16 protein-coding genes are annotated in these 16,124 nt (G+C 71.2%); 9 read left to right on the forward strand and 7 right to left on the reverse strand.

The genetic code is table 11. From position 1 onward, the window contains the following. Positions 1-935, reverse strand: a 935-nt coding sequence (locus E1289_RS30095) for a hypothetical protein (protein ID WP_131986214.1), incomplete at its 3' end; no start/stop codon positions are given. 260 nt (positions 936-1,195) lie between these two features. On the opposite strand from E1289_RS30095, the gene E1289_RS30100 reads away from it, so the two are divergent. Both E1289_RS30100 and E1289_RS30105 read left to right on the forward strand, forming a co-directional pair. Next, entirely contained in the window at positions 1,196-2,149 is a 954-nt protein-coding gene (locus E1289_RS30100) for a class II glutamine amidotransferase (protein WP_131986216.1), read from the forward strand. Positions 2,150-2,371: 222 nt separating this feature from the next. Further along, a complete protein-coding gene (locus tag E1289_RS30105; RefSeq protein WP_131884259.1) occupies positions 2,372-2,584 on the forward strand; it encodes a helix-turn-helix domain-containing protein in 213 nt (70 codons plus the stop codon). Between the two features lie 74 nt (positions 2,585-2,658). Here the strand turns inward: E1289_RS30105 and E1289_RS30110 are convergent, their stop codons facing one another. Continuing rightward, entirely contained in the window at positions 2,659-3,984 is a 1,326-nt protein-coding gene (locus E1289_RS30110) for a DUF2786 domain-containing protein (RefSeq protein ID WP_165970662.1), read from the reverse strand. Between the two features lie 128 nt (positions 3,985-4,112). Then, complete coding sequence (locus E1289_RS30115) at positions 4,113-4,391, reverse strand: hypothetical protein (RefSeq protein WP_131986220.1); 279 nt, start codon at positions 4,389-4,391, stop codon at positions 4,113-4,115. A 261-nt stretch (positions 4,392-4,652) separates the two neighbouring features. Here E1289_RS30115 and E1289_RS30120 point away from each other — a divergent pair, with 261 nt between their 5' ends. Continuing rightward, positions 4,653-6,161 (forward strand): long-chain-fatty-acid--CoA ligase, encoded by a 1,509-nt coding sequence (locus E1289_RS30120; RefSeq protein ID WP_207929248.1) that lies wholly within the window; start codon positions 4,653-4,655, stop codon positions 6,159-6,161. A gap of 56 nt (positions 6,162-6,217) precedes the next feature. On the opposite strand, the gene E1289_RS30125 is transcribed toward E1289_RS30120, so the two are convergent. Continuing rightward, positions 6,218-7,315 carry a winged helix DNA-binding domain-containing protein gene (locus E1289_RS30125; RefSeq protein WP_131986224.1) on the reverse strand — a complete coding sequence of 366 codons (1,098 nt, stop codon included), beginning with the start codon at positions 7,313-7,315 and terminating at the stop codon, positions 6,218-6,220. A 254-nt stretch (positions 7,316-7,569) separates the two neighbouring features. Between E1289_RS30125 and E1289_RS30130 the strand changes: the two genes are divergently transcribed. Next, positions 7,570-7,989, forward strand: coding sequence for a hypothetical protein (locus E1289_RS30130; protein WP_131986226.1), 420 nt, complete (start codon positions 7,570-7,572; stop codon positions 7,987-7,989). An 842-nt stretch (positions 7,990-8,831) separates the two neighbouring features. Further along, positions 8,832-9,524 (forward strand): hypothetical protein, encoded by a 693-nt coding sequence (locus E1289_RS30135; RefSeq protein ID WP_131986228.1) that lies wholly within the window; start codon positions 8,832-8,834, stop codon positions 9,522-9,524. Positions 9,525-9,674: 150 nt separating this feature from the next. Here the strand turns inward: E1289_RS30135 and E1289_RS30140 are convergent, their stop codons facing one another. The 3 genes from E1289_RS30140 to E1289_RS30150 form a co-directional block, all read right to left on the reverse strand. After that, a complete protein-coding gene (locus E1289_RS30140) occupies positions 9,675-10,613 on the reverse strand; it encodes a TIGR03621 family F420-dependent LLM class oxidoreductase (protein WP_131986230.1) in 939 nt (312 codons plus the stop codon). A gap of 224 nt (positions 10,614-10,837) precedes the next feature. Next, positions 10,838-11,341, reverse strand: coding sequence for a GNAT family N-acetyltransferase (locus E1289_RS30145; protein WP_131986232.1), 504 nt, complete (start codon positions 11,339-11,341; stop codon positions 10,838-10,840). A gap of 68 nt (positions 11,342-11,409) precedes the next feature. After that, entirely contained in the window at positions 11,410-12,474 is a 1,065-nt protein-coding gene (locus tag E1289_RS30150; RefSeq protein ID WP_347813603.1) for a phosphotransferase family protein, read from the reverse strand. 123 nt (positions 12,475-12,597) lie between these two features. Between E1289_RS30150 and E1289_RS30155 the strand changes: the two genes are divergently transcribed. The 4 genes from E1289_RS30155 to E1289_RS30170 all read left to right on the forward strand — a co-directional run bounded on the left by E1289_RS30155 (position 12,598) and on the right by E1289_RS30170 (position 15,974). Next, entirely contained in the window at positions 12,598-13,890 is a 1,293-nt protein-coding gene (locus E1289_RS30155) for an acyl-CoA dehydrogenase family protein (protein WP_131986236.1), read from the forward strand. After that, positions 13,883-14,515 (forward strand): TetR/AcrR family transcriptional regulator, encoded by a 633-nt coding sequence (locus E1289_RS30160; protein ID WP_131986238.1) that lies wholly within the window; start codon positions 13,883-13,885, stop codon positions 14,513-14,515. Before E1289_RS30155 ends, E1289_RS30160 begins: the two co-directional genes overlap by 8 nt. 74 nt (positions 14,516-14,589) lie before the next feature. Beyond that, the gene (locus tag E1289_RS30165) at positions 14,590-14,952 is read left to right on the forward strand and encodes a VOC family protein (RefSeq protein WP_131986240.1); all 363 of its coding nucleotides are present in this window, start codon (positions 14,590-14,592) and stop codon (positions 14,950-14,952) included. Between the two features lie 254 nt (positions 14,953-15,206). Continuing rightward, complete coding sequence (locus E1289_RS30170; protein ID WP_131986242.1) at positions 15,207-15,974, forward strand: peptidoglycan recognition family protein; 768 nt, start codon at positions 15,207-15,209, stop codon at positions 15,972-15,974. Positions 15,975-16,124 lie beyond the last annotated feature (150 nt).

Here is a 16,124-nt window from a genome sequence, read left to right on the forward strand (position 1 = left end):
GTTGGGGGCCGGGGGGTGTCGTGCATGCCCAGGGGGAGCGTTTCCGACCAGAGCCAGTCGTTGACCGTGCCGTCGAAGTCTGTGGGCGGGCCGACGGTGAGCAGGCGTGGGGTGCGCGGGCCCAGATGTACCTGGAAGGGGACCGGGGGTGTGAGGTGGACGCGGTGGGTGGCGCCCCAGAAGTCGTTGAAGTCGCCCTGGGCGAGGTGAACGGTGGCGTTGAGCGTGCGGGTGGCGGCCGCCGGGCCCGTGGCCAGCCATGACCAGTGGTCGGTCAGGAGGCGGCGGGCGGTGGTGCGCAGCACGTTGAGGGCGGCGAGGTCGTGCGGGCACGCGACGTCGCTGATCTGGAGTTCCGGAAGGCCGAAGCGGCGGAGGCCGCGGGTGCGGAGTCGTACGCAGGCGCAGCCGTTGACGCCCTCGGGGTCCAGCTCGGGCTCCGCGGCCGTGCAGCGGCCGTTGGCGCGGAACGGCGGCAGTACGTCGCCCAGCCACTGGTCCGCCAGCACGAAGTGCGCTCTCTCGGTGGCGGAGGGCGGCAGGATGTGACCCGTCGTGAGGTCTGCGGTGATTCCGCCGGTGGCGTCCGCGATGGCATGGGCGGCGGCGCGGGCGACCTGCGCCCCGCGCGGCTGGTCGGTGATCGGCGTGCAGGCGGTGATGACGGCGAACTCCGCAGCGTTGCCGAAAGCCCTTGCGGCCTGCCTGTCTTCGGGGCGGGCCGCCTTGATCTGCCCGGGGTCCCAGCGAAGGCAGGTGAGGTCCTCCCGGGTGACCTGGAGCTGCGGTGAGCCGAGCCGCCCGGCGATGTGGGCGTGGTACGGGCCGGCCGGACTTCGGTGGAGCAGGTCGGCGAGGTCGCCTGGAACGCTCGTGGCGGCGACGGCGAACCGGGAGGTCGTGGTGGACGGAATCGGAAACGTGATCGTGGCCATCAGGGCCGCTCCTTCCGGGATGGAACAACGCGACGTCGCCAGCATGTGCCGGGTGCGGGGCCGGCAGAAGCCGAACTCCGAGCTGTGGATAACTCTCGATCGCGGGACGGTTCCATCGGGGGAGATATCGCCCAGCTGAGCTGCGGGTGGGTCTCGCCTTCGTCTTGCCGTACAGCCGTTGGCGGGAAGTGCCCGGCGCGCCCGGCCTCATTGGGTAAAGTCGCCGTCACCCTTGGTGAGGATCACGTGAGAGGCGACGCATGTGCCGACTTTTCGCCATGAGCACGGGCGGGCCCCGGGTCCGCGCGGCCCACTGGCTGCTTGACGCGCCCCGGAGCCTGCGTGCGCAGAGTCACCGGATGCGGCACGGGGCCGGTCTCGGATGGTTCTCGCTCGGCGGGGAGCCCATCCGGGACAGGGCACCGCTCGCCGCCTTCGAGAACGCCGACTTCGACCTGCACGCCCGGAACGTTCCGTCCCACACGTTCGTGTCGCATGTCAGGGACGCGTCCGTCGGCGGCCTGACCGTGCGCAACTGCCACCCGTTCGTGATGAATGACCGGCTTTTCGCGCACAACGGTGTGGTGAAGGGGCTCGAGACGCTCCGGGCGTGGCTGACCGAGGTGGAGAGTGCGCAGGTATCCGGTGAAACCGACTCGGAACTCGTGTTCGCGTACGTGACCGCTGAGATCCGCCGCCACGGTGACACGACGACGGGGATCGTCGAGGCGGTACGGCGCATCGCCGCCGAGCTCCCGGTCTTCTCCCTGAACATGCTCCTCGCCGAGCCGGGGCGGATATGGGCGCTGCGCTACCCGGAGAGCAACGAGCTCTGGGTCCTGTCGCCCGATGTGGGCGATGCGGGCGGTATGGACGGTACGGGCGATCCGGGTACGGACGGGCCGGTGCCCGCCGTCGTCATCGCCAGCGAGCCCATGGACGACCGGCGAGGCTGGCGCCTCCTCCAGCCCGGTGAGCTGCTGATCGTGGAGGGTCTCACCGAGATCTCGCTGTTCCCGTTCGGGCCCCTGAGCCGTCCGCTGCGCCGCGCGGACCTCTCGCTCCGTGAAGCCGCGTCCCAGGCGCCCGCCGGCGCGCCGACCGCCTCCGGGACGGGCGTTCCGGCGCCCGGACCCGAAGCCGTGGCCGGCCCGGCCCCCGTCCTCGCGGCCACCGAAGGCGGTTCGGCTTCCTGCGGCGGCGCCGTCCCCTGACGCGTGGCTTCCGCCGCGCCGCGGCCGGGTTCCGTATCCGAGGCCGGTGTCCAGCTCCGACACGCCGTTCACCACGGAAAAGACCAGCTTCGGCCGAATTCGCGGTGATTCGCGCGGCATCGACGGCGTAATCAGGGGGAATGTGTACGTTGGGGAGATCAACACTGCTGTGAGCTGCGGGGACGGGCCCCGTGGCGCAGCCTTGGAAACCAGGAGGTCCCCGTGGCCCGAACACTGTCGAGAGGCACCCGTGTGACCGGTGCCGAACGCACCCAACTCGCCGCCGAGCTCGCCCCGCGCTACGCGGCCGGCGAGAGCATCCGCGACCTGGCGGCCGAGACCGGCCGGTCCTACGGGTTCATCTACAACGTCCTCAAGGAGGCGGGCGTCCCGCTCCGGGGCCGGGGTGGCAACACCCGGCGCAAGAAGTCCTGACCCGCTCCCACGATCAGAAGGAAAACGCGCACATGATCGGACGTCCCCCTCGCCCCCCGGGGGGACCCCGCGCGCTAGTGACGGCGGTCCGCCCCGGTGACCTCGTGGCGACCGTTCAGGCTGGCGAGGTCCGCGGCCGCACGGCCGGCGACCCAGCCTTCGTAGTTGGACACCGAACCCGCCCGACCCTTGGCGAGATTCGGGAACATCGCGCCGACGGCCTGTTCGACGGCCTGATCGCGCGCTGCCAGGACGGGGACCAGATCGTTCCCTCCGGCGCTCTCGGCCGCCCGCCCGGCGGCCTCCAGCAGCCGCTCCCCGATGCGGGCGGCGTAGGCGTTGAGGAAAGCGTGGCGGAACGAACGCGTCCTTGAACGCCCCCGCGCGTCGCGCCTGGGACCCGCGTGCACCATGGCGGCCGTCGCCTGGACGAGCAGCGACGTGAACAGCATCTCCACCGCGGCCAGATCGGCCGGATAGCCCATGACCGTGGAGAACCCCAGCTCCCGATGCCATACCGCCCTGCAGCGGTTGGCATCGGCCACCACCGTCAGCAGGACCGCCTTGGGCGAGTCATAGGGGTTGTCCACCGCGATGCGCCGTCCGGCGGGCCCGCTGTTGTCGCCTGTCTCCGCGGCCAGCAGCGCATGGTCGATGCTGTGCCGTGCCATCAGTTCCTGAGCGCGCGCGCTCAGCGCCTCCGCCTCTTCGGGGAACTCCGTCGACTCGGCCTTGGCCAGGAGCGCCCTGACCTTGCCGAGCGTCCGCTGATCGACGTCCTGCACCCGCTCGTGGGAGGCGGCTGACCCATCCCCGCCTGCGGCGGACGCACCGGGAAGTGGGCCGAGGCTCGGCAGCCTTGGCAGGCCCTCAAGCAACTGGATGAGTTCGATCGCGCACGTGATGTAGGTCGCGTGTGCCACGCCTTCGCGTTCGCACCAGGCGTCCGGGTGGCCCTCATCGTCCTCCCACCACACGTCGGCTTCGAGGACGGCGAGTTGCTCGCGCCACCGGGCGTCCACGGTGGCGCCGGAGTAGGCCCGCATCTCGCCCGCGATCACGTCGGTCGCGAGCCGTGCGTGCCTGGACGTGCGGCGGCGGGACGTGAACCTGACCACATCGGCCGGTTGCCAACCCCGCTCCCAGGCGCTCGTGACCCCCCGCCGAAGCCGGGCGGCAAGGCTTCGGCGGACGGTGGCCGTCCAGCCGGGGACGGTGGCCTGCTCGGCCACCGCCACCACGAGCCGACGGAATCCGGCGTGGTCTCCCAGGGAGAGCGCCCGCACGGCCTCGGCGATCAGTACGTCGGCGGCCTCCGTGCGGGAGGCCGAGGTCGTCCCCTCTCCAGGCCGTGCACGTCGCCCCACCATCCGGTCCACCACCCCCGTCGCCCGGGTCATTCGAGCACGACGCATCCTGCCATCCCGGGACGGACGGTTCGCCTCGCCCGGCGGGACTCGTCCGATCGGGGCAGCGCAAAAGCCCCCGACCGTTCGGTCGGAGGCCGCCGGCGGACGTGCGGTCCGCCCTAGACGTCGTGGTCGCCGATTCCCCCGCCGCGCATCTCCTCGATGACCACGCTCTGGTAGGCGCGGGAGGTGTCGGGGACGTAGCTGAGCCGTGCGAGCGCCTTGCCCTCGGCGTCCCTGATCTCGAAGTGGTAGCCGTCTCTCGCCTCGCCCACCTGCGCCGCGGCCTGGTCGTGCCGGAGCCGGCACATTGTGTCGACCTTCTCCAGCGCGACCTTCAGGCTGCCCGCGTCGCTGATGAGCCGGGCCGGCTCACTCGTCTCCCAGATCTCGAACATCGGTCGTGTCCTGTCAGCGGTCGGTCGGTCGAACGAACGGAGCGGGGCGTTCCAGATGTCGCAGACAGCTTGAACCCATTTGGTGGATCTTTCAATCAATGCAGGTATCGGATTGATCACTATTCGGAGTTCTGCCCGCTCAGGGCGCCTTGTCCGCATCTGGTGGCATATGGGAGCTTTTGTGGTACACCCCGGTCCCGATAGGGTCGACGTTCGCAACCGAACGAGATTCGGGAGGAAGTCGGAGTGGACTACCGGGTCGTGTCCATAGTCCGAGACAACGCCCGCGACCGCGGGACGGCGCCCGCCGTCACCGGGGACGGGCGCACCGTGAGCTACGCCGAGCTCCACGAGCGCTCCAGCCGGGTCGCGCAGGCCCTCCTCGCCGCAGGGCTCGGGAGCGGCTCCCGGGTCGCGTACCTGGGCAAGAACGCCCCCGAGTACTTCGACCTCCTGTTCGGCGCCGCGAAGATCGGCGCGGTGACGGCCCCGGTCAACTGGCGGCTGACCCCGGCCGAGATCGCCGCGATCGTCACCGACGCGGGGGCGCCGGTGACGGTGGTGGACGCCGAGTTCGCGGATCTCGCGGCCGGCCTGCCCGGACGGACCGTCCTCACCGGCGAGGACCACGAGAGCTGGCTCGCCGCGCATCCGGCCGAAGACCCCGGCCATGCCGGGGAGCCCGGCGACATCGTCGTGCAGCTCTACACGTCCGGCACGACCGGGCTGCCGAAGGGTGTGCAGCTGAGCAACGCCAACTTCGAGGTGGGGGAGCGGATGGCCCGCCGCTGGCGCCTGGACGCCTCGGCGGTGAGCCTCGTGCCGATGCCGCTCTTCCACATCGGCGGCACCGGCTGGGCTCTGGCCGGGCTCTACGCGGGGTGCCGGCAGGTGCTGGTCCGCGACATCGACCCGGCCGCGCTGGTCGACACCTTCGAGCGCGAGCGGATCACCAACGCGTTCATCGTCCCGGCCGTGCTGCAGCTCATGTGCGAGGTCCCGGGCGCAGCCGAGCGCGACCACTCCGCGCTGCGGGCGATCACCTACGGCGCGTCCCCCATCACCTCGGAGGTGCTGCGCCGCGCGCTCGACACCTTCCGGGCCCCGCTCTTCCAGCTGTACGGGATGACCGAGACGACCGGCGCGATTGTCCAGCTCGAACCCGAGGACCACGACCCCGGCGGGCCGCGCGCCCATCTGATGCGCTCGGCCGGGCGCCCGTACGACTGGGTCGAGGTGCGGATCGTCGAGCCGGGCGGGGACGCCGAGCGGCCGGTGGGCGAGGTCGGCGAGGTGCTGACCAGGTCCAGCCAGAACACGCCCGGCTACTGGAACCGTCCCGAGGAGACCGCGCGGCTCCTGGCCGGGGACGGCTGGCTCCGCACGGGTGACGCCGGCTACGTCGACGCCGAGGGCTACCTGTTCCTCACCGACCGGATCAAGGACATGATCGTCACGGGTGCCGAGAACGTGTACCCCATCGAGGTCGAGGAGGTCCTCGCCGCGCATCCGGGAATCGCCGACGTCGCGGTCATCGGGGTGCCGGACGAGCGGTGGGGAGAGACCGTCAAGGCCGTCATCGTGCCCGCCCCTGGCGCGACGCTCACGGAGGACGAGGTGATCGAGTACGCCCGCGAGCGGCTGGCCGGCTTCAAGCGTCCCCGTTCGGCCGACTTCGTGGACGCCCTGCCCCGCAACCCCAGCGGCAAGATCCTCAAGAAGGACCTGCGCGCCCCGTACTGGGAAGGCATGGGCCGCACCATCGGCTGACGGACCGCTGCCCCAAGGTTGGGCGGGCCGCGCCTACACCCGCTCTCTCTGGGGCATCAGTCGTCGGCGAGGGTGACGATCGTCTCCTTTGCGTCGGGTTCGAGGAACCGCAGGAGCGACTCACCTTCGCGGGTCAGCTCGTCGAGGGCTGCCTTGGGGAGTGGGTCGAAGGGACGCAACCGCAGCGTGGCGACCTTGCGCTTGTACTCCGTCTCCCAGATGCCCTGTGCGAAGCCGTCCCAGAGGAACACGGCCCGGACACGAAGGTTCTTCGTGGTGAGCAACGGCCGATGTGCGTCGGCGATGACGCGTCTGCGGTCTGCGTGCGCCAGGACTAGGCTGTCGAACTCGGGCAGGAACCGCAGCGGCGCCGCAACGTCCTCGCCGGGCCGTGGAGCGTCGGGCAGGTCGAACAGCTCCCTGCCACGGTCGTCGTTGAAGACCCGCAGGCCCGGCCGCAGGCGCTCCAGTGCCGCGCCGCTCTCGGGAAGCCCCGACCACGTCTGGGCGTCGACGCCGGAGGCCGGCCCGTAAGCCGCCAGGTATCGGAGCATCAACTCGTCGAGCGCCGGCTCGTCCGAGGGTGCGGCGCCCAGCCAGTCATCGGCCAGCGTGAACTGCGACGTACGGGGGAACCCCCACCTGTCCTGGGTCGGGACCATGGCCAGTGGAACGCAAAGCCGTACGGCATAGCCGAGCGCCCTGTCGTTGACGTCCGGGAACTGCTCCTGCAGTAGCGCACGGACCTCGTTGAAAGTGCGGGGCCCCTGTCCGAGCAGCGCTCGCGCCGACGGGACGACCTTCTTGAGGTCCATGCCTTCGGCCCGGTCGCCCAGCACTCTCAGTGCGCCGTCCAGCATGGGCTGCATCGTCGTGCGGAAGGCCGTGTAGTCGGCACCGGTCATCAGGTGCAGGGTGGCGCGCATCATCGTGGCCCGCACGAGGGACCGGTTCTGCAGGGCCTTCTTCAGGTCGGACGCCTGGAAGCCGTCCAGCCGGGTCCACAGCCCCAGGAACGGCGGTTTGGGCTCCTGTGCTTGCATGCCGAGGAGCCGTCCCACCGCCTCCGTCACGGGGACGGGCTCCCGCGCCAGGAGGAGCTGCCGTGCCAGCGTGGCGCGGTTCAGGGCTCGGACGCTCAGCGTTTCCGTCATCCGTCCAGAATGCACGCCCTTGCCCCGGGCCGTGGCGAACGCCCCTCCGCCCCGGCCGAACCCGCGGATCACCGCAGGTCAGCGCGTCCGAGTGCCCGCCACCGCGGCGGGCGGGGTGATCGGGAACGAGCGAGGGACGCAACGGTTACGGGGTGAAAAAATCCCAAAATGCACGTGCATCAGCTCTTGCACCTGCACGCCATCCCTAGCAGGATGATCCCGGACCCCCGCACGTGAACTCCCCGGAGATCGCGATGAACGCACACTTGAGCGACAGTGACCGGCAGGCGCTGCGTCTTGCCCAGGATCTCCGCGAGGAGATGCGGGCGGCGCTGCCGCACCTGCCGTCCGCCCCCTCTGTCTCCCCGTTCGTCGACCAGGCCGGGATGCCCAGCGTCCTGCTGCGCATGGACGCCGAGACCGCCCGCGCGCTCATGGGCCTGCTGGCCGAGCGCCGCCTGGAGCAGGGGTCGGCGGAGCCACGCCGAGGCGACGGATCTCACATCCCGCCCGCGGCCCAGGCGGTCCCGGCGGCCCAGGGAGCAGTCGCGGCCTTCGGGCAGCAGCCCCCTTACCCGGACCCGTCGTTCGTCCCGCCGCACCCGGGCCCCCCGGTCTTCACCGGCGGAACCGGGCCGACCCCGCTGGTCCCGTCGGTCTACCCGACCCACTGACCAGCGCTCCCCCCACCACGCGGCAACCCCCAGCAGGCTCGCTCAATCCACTCGGGTCTCCCGTTCACGTGCCTCCTCCTCGCGGTGTTCTCGGGTGTTGACTCCTCCTGGGCACTGAGTGCTCTGTTCCTTGCTGGGACGGGCCTCTCGCGCACGACGGCCGTCCAGTTCTGCGCCCGCCCGCTTCATGGCCTCGCGGGGGGATCGCCATGGGGGAGTGGTGTCGGGGCGCTTGCTCACGGGGCTCCGCCGGGGCCGGGAACATTCTCGGGAGTGCAAACGCTGAACCATGTACGGTCATCCCAGGTGGGAGCCATGCGAGCATAAAGATCTTTTTGCCCGCGCGGCCCGGTAGGCCGGTACCAAGGGGTCTCGAACCCTCCGGCGCCGGATCAGCATAAAAGATCTACCTGGCCAAAGGTAAAGAAATCGCCCGTTTGGCGAAACCACGGTAATGCCGTATATAGTCACACCCAGGCCAGGGTCAAAGAACCGTTTGACCTGGCCTAACGCATAGTCGTCGCCGCCCGCCCGCCAGGCGGGTCCTCTACGCCGAACCACGGCCGTCCCATGCACCGGCCGTGCACCGCGCGGAGCCAATGAGCCCCCGGTCGGCGTCCATTCCCGCTATATCGAAGCCCGCGTCTCACGCGCGTCCCAAGACGGTCGTGCGCCATTGAGCGCGAGCGCGGTCCGCCATGCCCGCGGGCCGTTCCAAGCGGGCCTTTCACGCGACGGCTGCTCCCGAGTCCCGAGTCTCGGAGCCGTTCCCTCCTGCCCGGATTCCGGCGTTCGCCGACCGGTGCGGAACGGCGGCCCTGTACCCCGACCGAAGGAAACCAATGCAGCAGCGAGCGATCAATGCCGTCCTGACCGGCGTCACCGGCACCGCCCTCGCGGGCATGCTCGTGGCCGGCGTCGCCGCCGCCAGCGATGACTCCGCTCCCGGCGAGAAGCAGTTCCTTACGCAGGAGGCCGTGGCCGCGCAGCAGCACGACGCGCGCCAGGACCAGGCCCAGAACAAGGCCCGGCACGAGGCCGAGAACAAGGCCGAGAACAAGACCCCCGCCGGCAACGCCGAGAACGAGAAGAAGAGCGAGGCCGCGAAGTCCGAGAGCACGCCCGCGAAGAAGGGCCCGAAGGCCCTGCTCAGCGGCACGACCACCGCGTCCTACTTCTGGGACGACGGCTCCGGCGTCCGCGGCGACACCGGCGCTCCCGCGAGCGGGAAGCCGATGCAGAAGGGCATGTTCGCCAGCCCGAGCTGGCCGATGCTCACCAAGGTGAAGGTCTCCTACAAGGGCCGCACCGTGACCGGCTTCGTCGGCGACCGCGGTCCCGGCGAGCCGTCGCACCGGGGCATCATGCTCGACCTCGACACCTACACCTTCCGGTACCTGCTGGACGGCGGCAAGCCGAGCGACAAGTACAACGCCGGAACCGGCGAGGGGCACCTGAAGGGCCTCAAGTGGGAGGTCCTGGAGTGGGGCAAGGGCGCCGGCCAGAAGGGCAAGCCCCGGCCTTTCGGCTCCTGACGTGAGGCCGCTCACGACCTGGCGGTGAGGTATCTCACCACGGTCGTCGGTCTCTCCCAGACCCGGCACAGGGCTGCCGGTGCATGGAAGACGGGGATTCCCCGGTATCGCGAGATCACCGGGGAGTCCCCGTTTTCCTGTCCTCGGACGTCAGCCGGTGAGGAGGGGGATGACGGCGGCGAACTCGTCCATGACCTCGTCCGAGACCTGGTAGTAGGTGAAGCCGTAGCGGTCGCGGCGGGCGAGCATCTGCTCGGCGATGTGCTCCGGCGGACCCAGGAACTGCGACGGCATGTCGAGGACGAGGTCGGTCGCCGACGTCCCCCAGCCGCGGAGGACGGCGACGCGTGCGGCGGCGCGGCGGGGGTCGGGGCCGAACGTGGGCGTCACCATCATGCTCAGCTCGACGTCCCGGTCTCCCGCGGCCGCACGCACCAGGTCGACCTTGCGGGCGATGGTGTCCGGGAGCCGCTCGGTGACCTCCTCGGAGATCGTCCCCTCGGGGAGGGCGCGGGGAAGGATGCCGACGGTGTCGGCGTGCCGGCCGGCGATGCCGAGCATGCGCCCGCTGCCGGCACCGACGACGAGCGGCGGCCGGGCCGCGGGCGGCGGGAAGGTGGTCAGGCCGTCGATCCTGTAGTGGTCGCCCGCGAACGTGGTCTTCCGGCCGTCGAGGAGGCTCCGCAGGATCTCCAGGGACTCCGCCAGCCGCCCCACCCTCGCACCGGCCGCGTCGAACGGCATCCCGGCGGCCTCGTACTCGTCGCGCAGCCAGCCCGCGCCGACACCGAGCTCGAACCGCCCGCCCGACAGGTGGTCGAGGGTGGCGGCCTCCTTGGCGAGCATCACCGGGTGCCGGTAGTCGTTGGCCAGGACCATCGTGCCCAGCCGCAGCGTGCTCGTCGCCGCCGCGGCGGACGCGAGCGCCACCATCGGCGCGAGCTGGTCGCCGAAGGGCTCGGTGACGAAGTGGTCCCGCAGCACCAGCACGTCGTAGCCGAGGTCCTCGGCACGCCGCGCCGTGCGGGTCAGGCCGGTGCCGGAGCGGATCGACTCGCCCACGACCCCGAAGCGGAAGTTTCTGTCCATGCCGCGAGCATGGCCGCGAGCGGGGCCGGTGCGCTGGCAGGAATCCGACACGGGGGTCGGCGGTGCGGCGCCGCCGCCCGCGCCGACCGGCGGAACGGGGCGAGTGGCTCGATTCGCCGTCCGTGCGGCGCAAGGGCGTCACCGACTGCCCCGTTCCCACCGGTCACCATCCAGGCTGCGTCGCGATCGCCGGTTTTGCAACCCGCGGCCCCGCGGGGCGCCGGTCAGCCGATGCGCTGGGTCAGGAGGCGGCCGGGCCATTCACCGACGGTGAACTCCGCCACGGGTTCGAACCCGTGGCGCCGGTAGTACTCCACGAGCCGGCCGTCTCCGCCGCCGTAGCAGTCGACGCGGAGCAGTCCCGCGCCCTTGGCCCGGGCCTCCTCCCTGGCCTTGGCGATCAGTGCGCCGCCCACCCCCGCGCCCGCGAACGTGCGGTCGGTCACCAGCAGCGTGATGTAGAGCTCGGGTTCGTCTATCGCGTCCACGTAGTGCGGCGGTCCCGGCGATACCGCCATGACCCCCGCCGGAACGCCCCGCACCTCCGCCACCCAGATCTCGTCATCGCGGGCGATCCCGTTGATGCGCTCCACCCGGCGCGGGTCGGCCGACCACGGCTCGGTGCCCCACTGACCCGACCGGCCGTGCGCGACGAGCCATTCCACGGCGCCGTCCAGCATCGCCAGCATGATCGGCGCGTCCGCGGCGCCGCCCTCGCGGATCTTCATCGGCCCACCTCCTCGCGGACGATCCTGGCAGGTTCTCGATCAGCTGCGCGAGGGGGACCGGGCGGCGGTCAGCCGTCGATGAACTCCTGGGCGCGGCGGAACAGGCCGAGGGTGATCGAGTGGAGCATGTCGCCCGTCTCCCGGGGCGCCTTGCCGGCGAACGCGCGGGCGTTCGTACCCTCCAGGACGATGCCGAGCTTGAAGCACGCGAGCACCGCGTACCAGGTGATGGACGACAGGTCACGCCCGGCGACGGCGTCCGCGCGCTCGGCGTAGGTGGTGACGAGGTCGTCCGCCGCGGGCAGGCCGCCGGCGGCGCCGAGCGGGCCGGCCAGCGCCGCGCTCTGGTCGGCGCGGTCGGGCCAGGTGGCCAGCAGCCAGCCGAGGTCGAGCAGGGGATCGCCGATCGTGCACATCTCCCAGTCGACGATCGCCGCGACCTCGGGGCCGTCGAACGAGTACATCAGGTTGGCCAGGTGGTAGTCACCGTGCAGGATGCCCGGCCGCCATGCCGCCGGATGGTGCTCGCCCAGCCAGCGGGCGACGTCGTCCAGGCCGGGGATGTCCGGTCCTGGGTAACCGTCCAGCGCGCTGTAGGAGTCGAGCTCGGACAACCAGCGGCCTACCTGGCGCTCAAGGAAGCCCTCCGGTTTGCCGAAACCGTGGAGTCCGACGGCCTCGTAGTCCACCGCGCCCAGGGCCGCCAGCGCGCGTGCCGCGTTCAAGCCCATCTCGCGCCGGACGGTCTTGTCTCCGGCGTGCAGTTCGGGCAGCGTCACCGAGGCGTTGAAGCCCTCCACCGGCGTCATCAGGTAGAAGACCGCCCCGCCCATGACGGTTTCGTCGGTGCAGGCGGCGATGAGGCGAGGCGCCGGGACGTCCGTGCCGTCCAGGGCCGCCAGCATGCGAGCCTCCCGGCGCAGGACGTCGTTCGTCCTCGCGCGCAGATGGCTCGGCCCGCGCCGGAGCACGTATTCGCGGCCGCCCCTGCCGAACCGGACCAGGGTGTTCTGCGTGCCCCCGGCCAGCGGCTCGACGTCCTCGAACGGACCGCCGGGCAGGCCCTGGGCGTCCATCCAGGCGGCCAGGACAGCGAAGTCGACGAGCGCGCGGTCGATCTGCTCAGGCTGCACGGGCGGATCCCTTTCCGGACACGGATCACCTGCCGACAGGAGACACCGGAGAGTAACAGTCATGCACTTGCATTACTCCTTGAGGTAGGTGGATTATCGAGGAAACGACGCAGGAGGTTCGCCATGGCATGGGACTTCGAGACCGACCCCGCCTACCAGGAACTGCTCGACTGGGCGGACGCCTTCGTGCGGGACGAGGTCGAGCCGCTCGACCTCGTCCTCGGCGACCCGTACGACAAGACCGACCCCCGCTACAAGGAACTGGTGCGGCCCCTCCAGGACCGCGTCCGCGAGAAGGGCCTGTGGGCCTGCCACCTCGGCCCGGAACTCGGCGGCCAGGGCTACGGCCAGGTGAAGCTGGCGCTGCTCAACGAGATCCTGGGGCGCTCCCGCTGGGCGCCCTCGGTCTTCGGCTGCCAGGCGCCCGACTCGGGCAACGCGGAGATCATCGCGCACTTCGGGACGCCCTCGCAGAAGGAGCGCTACCTGCGTCCCCTCCTCGACGGCGAGATCTCCTCGTCGTACTCGATGACCGAGCCGCACGGCGGCGCCGACCCGACCCTGTTCACCACGCGGGCCGTCCGCGACGGGGACGGCTGGGTGATCAACGGGGAGAAGTGGTTCTCCTCCAACGCCCGGCACGCCACGTTCCTGATCGTGATGGCGGTGACGAACCCCGACGTGTCCGCCTACGAGGGCATGTCGATGTTCATCGTCCCGGCCGACGCGCCCGGCCTGATCACCGTCCGCAACGTGGGCGTGGGCGGCGAGCGCGAAGGCTCCCACGGGTACCTGCGCTACGAGAACGTCCGCGTCCCCGCCGAGAACCTCCTCGGCGACGAGGGCGGCGCGTTCGTCATCGCGCAGACCCGCCTCGGCGGCGGCCGCATCCACCACGCCATGCGCACGATCGCGCAGGTCCGCAAGGCGTTCGACATGATGCTGGAACGCGCGGTCTCCCGGCAGACGCGGTTCGGCGCGCTCGCCAAGATGCAGATGACCCGGGAGAAGATCGCCGACAGCTGGATCGAGATCGAGCAGTTCCGGCTGCTCGTCCTGCGCACCGCCTGGCTGATCGACAAGCACGGGGACTACAAGAGGGTCCGCAAGGACATCGCCGCCGTCAAGGCCGCGATGCCGAAGGTCTACCACGACGTCGTCCAGCGCGCGATGCACCTGCACGGCGCCCTCGGGGTGTCGAACGAGATGCCGTTCGCCGCCATGATGCTGGGGGCGCAGGCGATGGCGATCGCCGACGGCCCCACCGAGGTCCACAAGATCACCCTCGCCCGGCAGCTGCTGCGCGACGTCGAGCCCGTCGAGGGCCTGTGGCCGTCCGGCCACCTGCCCACCCGCCGGGAGGCGGCCCGCGAGCGCTTCGCCGACGCGCTGGAGCACGCGATCGGCAATGAGTGACACCCGCGAACGCCTGCTGGACGCCGCCGAGAGGCTCTACGCCGCACGCGGCGTGGACGCGGTCAGCCTCCGGGAGATCCTCCAGGAGGCCGGCGCCCGCAACGCGACGGCCGTCCAGTACCACTTCGGGGACCGCGCCGGGATCGTCCGCGCGCTCCTGGCGCGGCACGCCCCCGAAGTGGAGGCCCGGCGGCACGCCCTGCTCGACGCCTACGAGGACGGCGAGCAGGGCGTGCGCCCGCTGGCCGGCGCGCTCGTCCGCCCCCTGGCGGCCCGCCTGGCCGACGAGTCGGGCCGCGCCTACCTCCAGGTCTGGGCGGACGTGGTCAACCGCCCGGCCCCCCTCGTCCCCGTAGCCGTCCTCGACGACCCCAAGGACAGCCTGTGCCGCTGGCGCACCCTCGTCGAACCCCTCCTGGAGGAGGACGCGGCCCGCCTGCACCGCCGTTTCACCGCCATCCTGTACGCCTCGATCGAGCTCGCCCGCCGGGCCCGCTCCGGCCCCCGCACCGACGACCGCCTGTTCACCAGCTACCTGATCGACGTCGTCGCCGCGATCCTCGGCGCCCCGGTCTCACCCGAGACCCGGCGCCTCGCCGCCGAACGAGACGCCGCCCGCCGGTGAGGTCACATTCGTCCAAGACACCCCGGTCCCCGCCTCCCAGACTGGGCATGCCGGTCACGACAAGGGAGGACGACATGACCAGTGAGATCCGCCGGACCTTCTACCCCATCGTCAACTGCGCCGACACGGCCAAGTCGATGGAATGGCTGGAGAAGGCGTTCGGCTTCAAGCCGCGCGAGGTCCACCGGGACGACGCGGGCAACGTCGTGCACGCCGAAATGACCTTCGACACCGGCATCCTCATGTTCGGCAACGGCGAACCCGGCAAGACGGCCCTCTACGTCGCCGTGGACGACCCCGACGCCCACCACGACCGCGCCAAGGCCGCGGGCGCCGAGATCACCGCCGAGCTGTCCGACAAGGAGTACGGCTCCCGCGACTACGCGGCCCGTGACCTGGACGGCAACCAGTGGTACTTCGGCACCTACCGCCCCTGACCGCGCCTGACCGCCCGGACGCGCCGCCGGGTCACCGGCCCGGGGCGGATGAGGGCCGTGCGGCGGGCGCCGGCCGGCCGCGCCGCCGCCGACCTCGCGTGGACCGAGAAACCCACAGCCGCGCGGCCCGGCATTTGGCACACGATCACACGATCTACGCCAATCCAAAATAGGGCTATACAGCCCTATTGTCTCAGTTGTCGATTTTCGCGACCATGGCTCCGGTTGATCATCTTCTCCGGAGGGAGTTCTCCATGGCCGCGGAAATCCACCTCACCCGAAGGGGCCTGCTCGGAGGCACCGGCGCGGTGCTCGGGGGCGCGCTGCTCGGCCCGGTGGCCGGTGCGCCGCCCGCCGCCTCGGCGCAGGCCGCGCCCCGCGTGTACACCCGGTCCGAGTGGCTGGCGCGGCCGCCCACGTCGGCGGCCACGGTGCTCGACCGGGCCCCCGACCACATCGTCGTGCACCACACCGCCACGCCGAATTCCACCGACTACTCGCTGGCGCACGCCTTCGCCCTGTCCCGGTCGATCCAGAACTACCACATGGACAGCAACGGCTGGGCGGACACCGGCCAGCAGCTCACCATCAGCCGCGGCGGCCACCTGATGGAGGGACGCAACCGCAGCCTCAGCGCCATCAACGCCGGCGACCACGTGGTCGGCGCGCAGACCGGCGGCCACAACAGCCACACGATCGGCATCGAGAACGAGGGCAACTACATGACCGCGGCGCCGACCGGCTCGCTCTGGGGCGCGCTCGTCGTGACCTGCGCGTGGCTGTGCGACGTGTACGGCCTCGACCCGCACGCGGCGATCGTCGGGCACCGCGACTACAACGCCACCGCCTGCCCCGGCGACGTCCTCTACGCGCGGCTGCCGCAGCTGCGCAACGAGGTCGCCGGTAGCCTCGGCGCGCGGCGCGTGACGCAGAGTTCCCCGCCCGTGCCCAGCGGCCTTCCCGGACCGCGCCACACCTTCGACCACGGACCGGCACTGAGCCCCGGCGAGCGCACACGCTGATCTCGGCGGCGGGAAAGGGGAAGCCCGCGGGGCCGGCTCGGTGCTACCGTGCCGAGGCCGGCCGCGGGACTCCGGTGCGACTTCCGTAACCCCACCTTCAAGTGTGATTCGCAGTTCGCGCCCCCCTTCCCCGGCCGGCCTCGGCACGGT

Source organism: Actinomadura sp. 6K520 (assembly GCF_004349245.1).
Lineage (GTDB): Bacteria > Actinomycetota > Actinomycetes > Streptosporangiales > Streptosporangiaceae > Spirillospora.